Below are 6,010 nucleotides of genomic sequence, written 5' to 3' on the forward strand. Positions count from 1 at the left end.
GGATTTACGAGTGATCAACGATAGGAGTGCCGGGTGGGGCCGATCGGCCCGCGAAGTCCCTGTTGGCCGGATTACCGCACGACCGTCACGTTCCCCGCCGGGTGAAACAGGGGTGAAGAGCTTGCCGGTCTGCCTGCGGGCCATTGCCGAGCGAACGGCCGCACCGAGGGCGACGACCGGCGGGATCCAGCGAGCCTCGGTGGGGGCGACGCCCCAGGAGGCGCTGCCCGCGGCGAGCTGGGTGGGCGGCAGCGGGATGCTGGCGCCGTCGGTGTGCACGATGACGCCTGCCTCACGCATGGCCTCGATCGCCATGGCGGCCTTGCGGACACCGGTGACCAGGTGGATCTCGCGACGCTCCTGGCCCGGGATCTCGATCACGGGGCCGGACAGGTTGTTGGCGCGCAGGAAGCGGCGAACGTCGCCCGCGATCTCACCGGTGATCTCGATGGCCGAGACCTCGTCGTCGGTGATCAAGCACAGACCGTTGGTGGTTTCAGCGACCGTCCATCCACGCGCGGTGTACTCCTGCGCGGCGGCACCTTTGTCGGCGGCCGTAGTGGTGGTCGGAAACGTCGTGCGCACTGTGTTCTCCATTCCCCGAAGAGCTCTGTTCCTGCGTTCATGGGCGTATCGGCGGGAGGTGGCCGACTCGTTACGCCGTTACCGAAAAATATTCGAGAGTGTCTGCTTCGTCTCAGTCCGGTAACCTTCGCTATCGCAGGTACGGTGCCGACAGGTTGGCGTCGGGGTCGAAAGCGGGCAGGATTCGAAGCATGACCGAAGCGCCTGGCACTCCCGAGTCGAACGACGAGGATGTCGAGGAATTCGACGCCGAATCCCGTTGGCTCTCTTGGAAAGAGGCCGGTGGCAAGCGGCCCGATCGTGCCGGTGAAGTCTCCTACGAAGCCGATCTGGCGCGCGACGCGGGGTTCGAAGAGCCGTTCCGCAGTACCGGTTCGGCCAAACAGTGGGCCGCCGAGGCCGCCCGTTCGCTGCTGGATGTGCAGTTCCGCAGGCCCGCGACCAGGACTTTGCTACCGCTGGCGTACGTGCTCGGCGTCGCGTCCTTCGGCATCGGCCTGCCGATCGCCTTCACCGTGCTGATGTGGAAAGCCTCCGCGGTGCTGGGGGTGCTCGCCGCGCTGGTGTCGATCCCGTTGGGGCTCACCATCGCGGCCTCGGTCCGCCTGATGCTCGAGTTCGCCGACAACGCCGCCCGGTTGGCCGGCCGCGTCGAACACATCAGTGATCTGGCCGACGGCCTGTTCCAGGCGCTGTCCGATGTCGCCGAGCCGGTGAGTCAGCTCTCCGAAGACGTTCGTGCGGTGCAGTTCTGGCGGTTCCGCAAGAAAAAATAGGTCTTGCGCGGTGTCCGATTCATTGTGAAACAATCCGTACGCAGATCCGGATATGTCGGCTGCGTAGGTCGGTCTCCGTAAGTTCTGTCCGGAGACCGGAGTTCGGATACAGGGGGGAAGTATGGCTTCACCACAGGGCGTCACCGGTTCCACGATGCCGCGCAGGCAGTTGGGCAGGCACTTACGTGACCTGCGCAATCGTGCGCGGATGACAACCAGAACCGCGGCGGCGCAACTGGAGTGGTCGGAAGCGAAGATCTGGCGGATCGAAACGGGGCAGACGTCGTTGCGCAGCCTCGACGTCGAGGCCATGTGCAAGGTGTACGGCGCGCCGGCCGATCTGGTCGAACCGCTGGCCGCGTTGGCTCGCGAAACCAAAGCACGGGGTTGGTGGACGAGCTACGGCGACGTGATCGCGGAGGGATTCGAGGTCTACATCGGCCTCGAGGAAGCCGCGTCGGGGCTCGCGCTCTACGAGGACGGCCTCGTCCCCGTCCTGTTGCAGACCGAGGACTACACGAAAGCGCTGCTGGAGCAGACGATCCCCGGGCTGACCGAGGCGGAGCTCGAGCGCAGGCTGCGGGTGTCGGCGGCCAGGCAAGCTCTGGTGACCAGGGCGGATGCTCCGTTGCGACTGGACGTGGTGCTGGCCGAGTCGGTGCTCACCCGTGTGATCGGTGACGACCGCGTCCGCGCGGGCCAGCTCGCGCGATTGCGGGAGCTGGCCGAGCGCGAAACGGTGCGGATCCAGGTGGTTCCCGGCGATTCCGGCTACCACGCGGGTCTCGAATCGGGCCGGTTCGTGATCCTGGATTTCGGGGTCGACGATTCGGTGGATCGACCGGAGCCGCCGGTGGTCTACGTGGAGACCTTCGCGGGCAGCACCTACCTGGACAAGCCTGCCGAATGTGATCGCTACCGGCGTGCTTTCACCGGTATCACCGAGGCGGCTACGGGCACGTTGTAGGGCTGTCCCACGAACCGGCGAGCACCGAACGGTGGGTGGGCAGGGCTCGGTCGTAGACCGCCCTGCCCTTGTCGGTGAGCTGGACGAAGATGGCGCGACGGTCGAGATCGCACATGCTCCGTTCGACCAGGCCGTCGCGTTCCAGCCTGGCCACCGCGCGCGAGAGCGCACTCTGGCTCAGGTAGATGTCCTGGGCCAGTTCTGTCATGCGGTACTTCTGACACGCCGCGTCGACCAGTCGGTCCAGCGTTTCGAATTCGCTGAGGCCGATCTCGTGGTCCCTTTGGAGCGCCTTCTCCAGGGCGCAACTCACGGCGGCGTGCCTGCCGAGTAGTTCGCGCCACTGACCGACCAGCTCGGTGGGCGCTTCGGTGCGCCGAGCTGACGTTACGGCCGGGTTCATGGCCCCATCTTAGTGGTAGGCGCATGTTCATGCAACGGCATTTTATGTGTTGGCAATTAATGCACACGCATGTAATGTCCTCCGCATGACTTCGCCAGCAACGCTCTCGGCCGCAGATCAGGCGACCGATCCCACCAGGTGGCCCCTTCGCCTCTGGGGAATGCTGATCACTCTGTGCATCGTCCTTTTCCTCGACGGGCTCGACGTCTCGATGATCGGCGTCGCGCTGCCGTCCATCGGCGCCGAACTCGATCTGTCCACCTCCACCCTGCAGTGGCTCGTCAGCGGCTACATCCTCGGCTACGGCGGCCTGCTGCTGCTGGGCGGACGCACCGCCGACCTGCTCGGCCGCCGCAAGGTCTTCCTCATCGCCCTCGCGGTGTTCGCGGTCGCCTCGCTCGTCGGTGGTCTGGTGAGCGACCCCGCGCTGCTGATCGCCACCCGCTTCATCAAGGGCCTGGCCGCCGCGTTCACCGCGCCGACCGGTCTGTCGATCATCACCACCACGTTCGCCGAAGGAAAAGCGCGCAACAAGGCGCTGTCGATCTACACCGTCTTCGGCGCGGGCGGCTACTCCATGGGCCTGCTGTTCGGTGGCCTGATGACCGGCGTCGGCTGGCGCTGGACCTTCCTGCTGCCCGTCCCGATCGCGCTCGCCGCCCTGGCCGCCGCCTTCGTGCTGGTGCCCAAGGACGGTAAGGCCGAGGAAGGCGGACACGATCTACTCGGCGCGCTGCTGTCCACCGCGGGCATGTTGCTGCTGGTCTACACCGTGGTCACCGCGCCGGAAGTCGGTTGGGCCTCGGCTCGCACCATCGGTTCGTTCCTCGCCGTGATCGCCCTGTTCGCCGCGTTCGTCGTCACCGAACAGCGGGTGAAGCACCCGCTGGTCCGCCTCGGCATCCTGCGCAAGGCCTCGCTCGTGCGAGCCAGCCTGGCCATCATCGCGGTCGCCGGTTCCTACTTCTCCTGGCAGTTCATCGTGACCCTGTACATGCAGGACACCCTGGAGTGGTCGGCGCTGAAGCTGGCGATGGCCCTGCTGCCGGTCGGCATCCTGGTCGTCGGGTCGGCGTTCTTCTCCGAGAAGCTGATCGACCGTTTCGGCACCGGACCGGTCATCGCGGTCACCATGAGCGTCATGGCGATCGGCTACCTGCTGTTCCTGCGAATCGACACGGCACCCGGCTACTTCACCGTACTGCTGCCCGCGATTCTGCTGATCGGCATCGGCTGGGTCGGTTTCCCCGCCATCAATGTGCAGGCCACCAGCGGTATCGACGACGACGAGCAGGGTCTCGCCGCAGGCGTACTGCAGACCTCGATGCAGGTCGGCGCGGCCGTCGTGCTCGCGGTGACCACCGCCATCGTCACCTCCGGAGGGGAGGGTACGAGCGCCACTCCGCAGCAGATGCTCGACGCCTACCGGCCGGGCCTGGAGTTCGCGGCGGGCGTCACCATCGTCGGCGCGCTGCTCGCGCTCACGGTCTTCCTGCCCCGGTTCCGCAAGCCGGCGGAGGTCGCACCGGTCGAGGCGAAGGTTCTCGAACCGGTGGCCTGATCGGAAAACGCTGAACGGCACCACCTCGCGCAGGTGGTGCCGTTCGACGTTTCACGTGAATCAGGCGGAAAACTTCGGCGCTGCTTCGTCTTTCGCCGAGCGAACATAGGTCAGCGGGCGGCCGTCGCGGCCCTCGGTCGGCCATTCGATGCCGAGGCGCGGATCGAAAGCGTCCAGGTCCCTGTCGAACTCGGGGGAGTACTCGAGCGAGCAGAGGTAGGTCACCGTCGACCGGTTCTCCAGCGAGAGGATGGCGTGGCCGAGACCCTCGGACAGGAACACCGAGCGCCGCGAGACGTCATCGAGCAGCACGCTGTCCCACCGGCCGTAGGTCGGTGAGCCCGGCCGCAGGTCGACCACCACATCCAGGAACGCACCGCGCACACAGGTCACATACTTGGCCTGACCGGGCGGATCGTCGGTGTAGTGGATGCCGCGCAGCACCCCGGCGGCCGAGACCGAGGTGTTCACCTGGTGCAGCTCGAACGGGCGCCCGGTGGCCTTCTCGAACTCCGAGGCCTTGAACGACTCGCAGAACATGCCGCGGTCGTCGCCGAGCAGACGCGGGGTCACCACCCAGGCGCCGGGGATCGCCAGTTCACGAAATTCCATGCGCTACCAGTCTTTTCCGCGGTCGATCAGATCCAGCAGGTAGCGGCCGTAGCCCGAGCGCACCATCGGTTCGGCGAGCTTGCACAGCTGCTCGTCGGAGATGAGGCCGCGGCGCCAGGCCACTTCCTCGGGCACGCCGATCTTGAGGCCCTGCCGCTCCTCGATCGTGCGCACGTAATTGGCCGCGTCGAGCAGGGAATCGAAGGTGCCGGTGTCGAGCCAGGCGGTGCCGCGGGCGAGCACGTCGACACTGAGCCGGTTCTGCTCGAGGTAGGCGCGGTTGATATCGGTGATCTCGTACTCGCCGCGCGCCGACGGCTTCAGCTCGCGGGCGATCTCGACCACGTCGTTGTCGTAGAAGTAGAGGCCGGGGATGGCGTAGTTCGAGCGCGGGACCTTCGGCTTCTCCTCGATGGAGACCGCGCGGCCCTGGTCGAACTCCACCACGCCGTAGGCGGTCGGGTCCTTCACCCAGTAGGCGAACACCGCGCCGCCGTCGATGTCGTGGAAGCGTTCCAGGCTGGCGCCGAGGCCGGGCCCGTGGAAGATGTTGTCGCCGAGGACCAGCGCCGCCGGTTCGTTGCCGATGTGATCGGCCCCGAGGACGAAGGCGCTCGCGAGACCGTCGGGTTCGGGCTGCACCACGTAGCTGATCGCGACGCCGAACTGGCTGCCGTCGCCCAGCAGCCGGGAAAACGCGTCGGCGTCCTCCGGCGTGGTGATCACCAGAATGTCGTCGATCCCTGCCAGCATGAGGGTGGACAACGGGTAGTAGACCATGGGTTTGTCGTAGACCGGGACAAGCTGCTTGCTCACCCCGCGCGTGATCGGGTGCAACCGTGAACCGGTGCCGCCCGCCAAGATGATTCCGCGCATAGGTGGCAAGTCTGCCAGTCCCGTCCGCCCCGGAGACGGGGAGGTTCCGACACGTCGACGAATTGGTCACGAACGTTTCGTGACCGGGTGTGTCGGGCGATAACTGAGACAGACAAGACGTTCATCTGATTATGTGAGCGTCGATGTGTGAAACATCACTGTGTTAGATGTCAGCGCCGACATCCGATCCGGGGGGTTTACGCCTGGTCAGGGGTCGACGCGCCAGCTGT

At 66.2% G+C, this 6,010-nt stretch carries 7 protein-coding genes; 3 read left to right on the plus strand and 4 right to left on the minus strand.

Annotated elements, in window-relative coordinates; all coding sequences use genetic code 11:
- The coding region (locus tag ACFWF3_RS21080) for a hypothetical protein (protein ID WP_379314963.1) at positions 1 to 585 on the minus strand (585 nt) is incomplete at its 3' end.
- 191 nt (positions 586 to 776) lie between these two features.
- On the opposite strand from ACFWF3_RS21080, the gene ACFWF3_RS21085 reads away from it, so the two are divergent.
- On the plus strand, positions 777 to 1,361 hold the full coding sequence (locus ACFWF3_RS21085) for a DUF4282 domain-containing protein (protein WP_378638068.1): 585 nt from the start codon (positions 777 to 779) through the stop codon (positions 1,359 to 1,361).
- Between the two features lie 121 nt (positions 1,362 to 1,482).
- Positions 1,483 to 2,328 (plus strand): helix-turn-helix domain-containing protein, encoded by an 846-nt coding sequence (locus ACFWF3_RS21090; protein WP_379314964.1) that lies wholly within the window; start codon positions 1,483 to 1,485, stop codon positions 2,326 to 2,328.
- Here the strand turns inward: ACFWF3_RS21090 and ACFWF3_RS21095 are convergent.
- Entirely contained in the window at positions 2,312 to 2,731 is a 420-nt protein-coding gene (locus ACFWF3_RS21095) for a MarR family winged helix-turn-helix transcriptional regulator (RefSeq protein WP_378638073.1), read from the minus strand. The two genes, ACFWF3_RS21090 and ACFWF3_RS21095, sit on opposite strands and share 17 nt — an antisense overlap.
- A gap of 85 nt (positions 2,732 to 2,816) precedes the next feature.
- Here ACFWF3_RS21095 and ACFWF3_RS21100 point away from each other — a divergent pair, with 85 nt between their 5' ends.
- Complete coding sequence (locus tag ACFWF3_RS21100) at positions 2,817 to 4,292, plus strand: MFS transporter (protein WP_379314965.1); 1,476 nt, start codon at positions 2,817 to 2,819, stop codon at positions 4,290 to 4,292.
- Positions 4,293 to 4,352: 60 nt separating this feature from the next.
- Here the strand turns inward: ACFWF3_RS21100 and ACFWF3_RS21105 are convergent, their stop codons facing one another.
- The gene (locus tag ACFWF3_RS21105; RefSeq protein WP_266295138.1) at positions 4,353 to 4,904 is read right to left on the minus strand and encodes a dTDP-4-dehydrorhamnose 3,5-epimerase; all 552 of its coding nucleotides are present in this window, start codon (positions 4,902 to 4,904) and stop codon (positions 4,353 to 4,355) included.
- A 3-nt stretch (positions 4,905 to 4,907) separates the two neighbouring features.
- Positions 4,908 to 5,780 (minus strand): glucose-1-phosphate thymidylyltransferase RfbA, encoded by an 873-nt coding sequence (rfbA, locus tag ACFWF3_RS21110; RefSeq protein ID WP_378638078.1) that lies wholly within the window; start codon positions 5,778 to 5,780, stop codon positions 4,908 to 4,910.
- Positions 5,781 to 6,010: the final 230 nt, after the last annotated feature.

The organism is Nocardia sp. NPDC060220, assembly GCF_042727815.1.
In the GTDB taxonomy this organism is placed as follows: domain Bacteria; phylum Actinomycetota; class Actinomycetes; order Mycobacteriales; family Mycobacteriaceae; genus Nocardia.

Bases quoted from the DNA above. Each gene is read 5' to 3' on its own strand.
- ACFWF3_RS21085 (WP_378638068.1), top strand. From the start codon at position 777: ATGACCGAAGCGCCTGGCACTCCCGAGTCGAACGACGAGGATGTCGAG.
- ACFWF3_RS21090 (WP_379314964.1), top strand. From the start codon at position 1,483: ATGGCTTCACCACAGGGCGTCACCGGTTCCACGATGCCGCGCAGGCAG.
- ACFWF3_RS21095 (WP_378638073.1), bottom strand. From the start codon at position 2,731: ATGAACCCGGCCGTAACGTCAGCTCGGCGCACCGAAGCGCCCACCGAG.
- ACFWF3_RS21100 (WP_379314965.1), top strand. From the start codon at position 2,817: ATGACTTCGCCAGCAACGCTCTCGGCCGCAGATCAGGCGACCGATCCC.
- ACFWF3_RS21105 (WP_266295138.1), bottom strand. From the start codon at position 4,904: ATGGAATTTCGTGAACTGGCGATCCCCGGCGCCTGGGTGGTGACCCCG.
- rfbA (WP_378638078.1), bottom strand. From the start codon at position 5,780: ATGCGCGGAATCATCTTGGCGGGCGGCACCGGTTCACGGTTGCACCCG.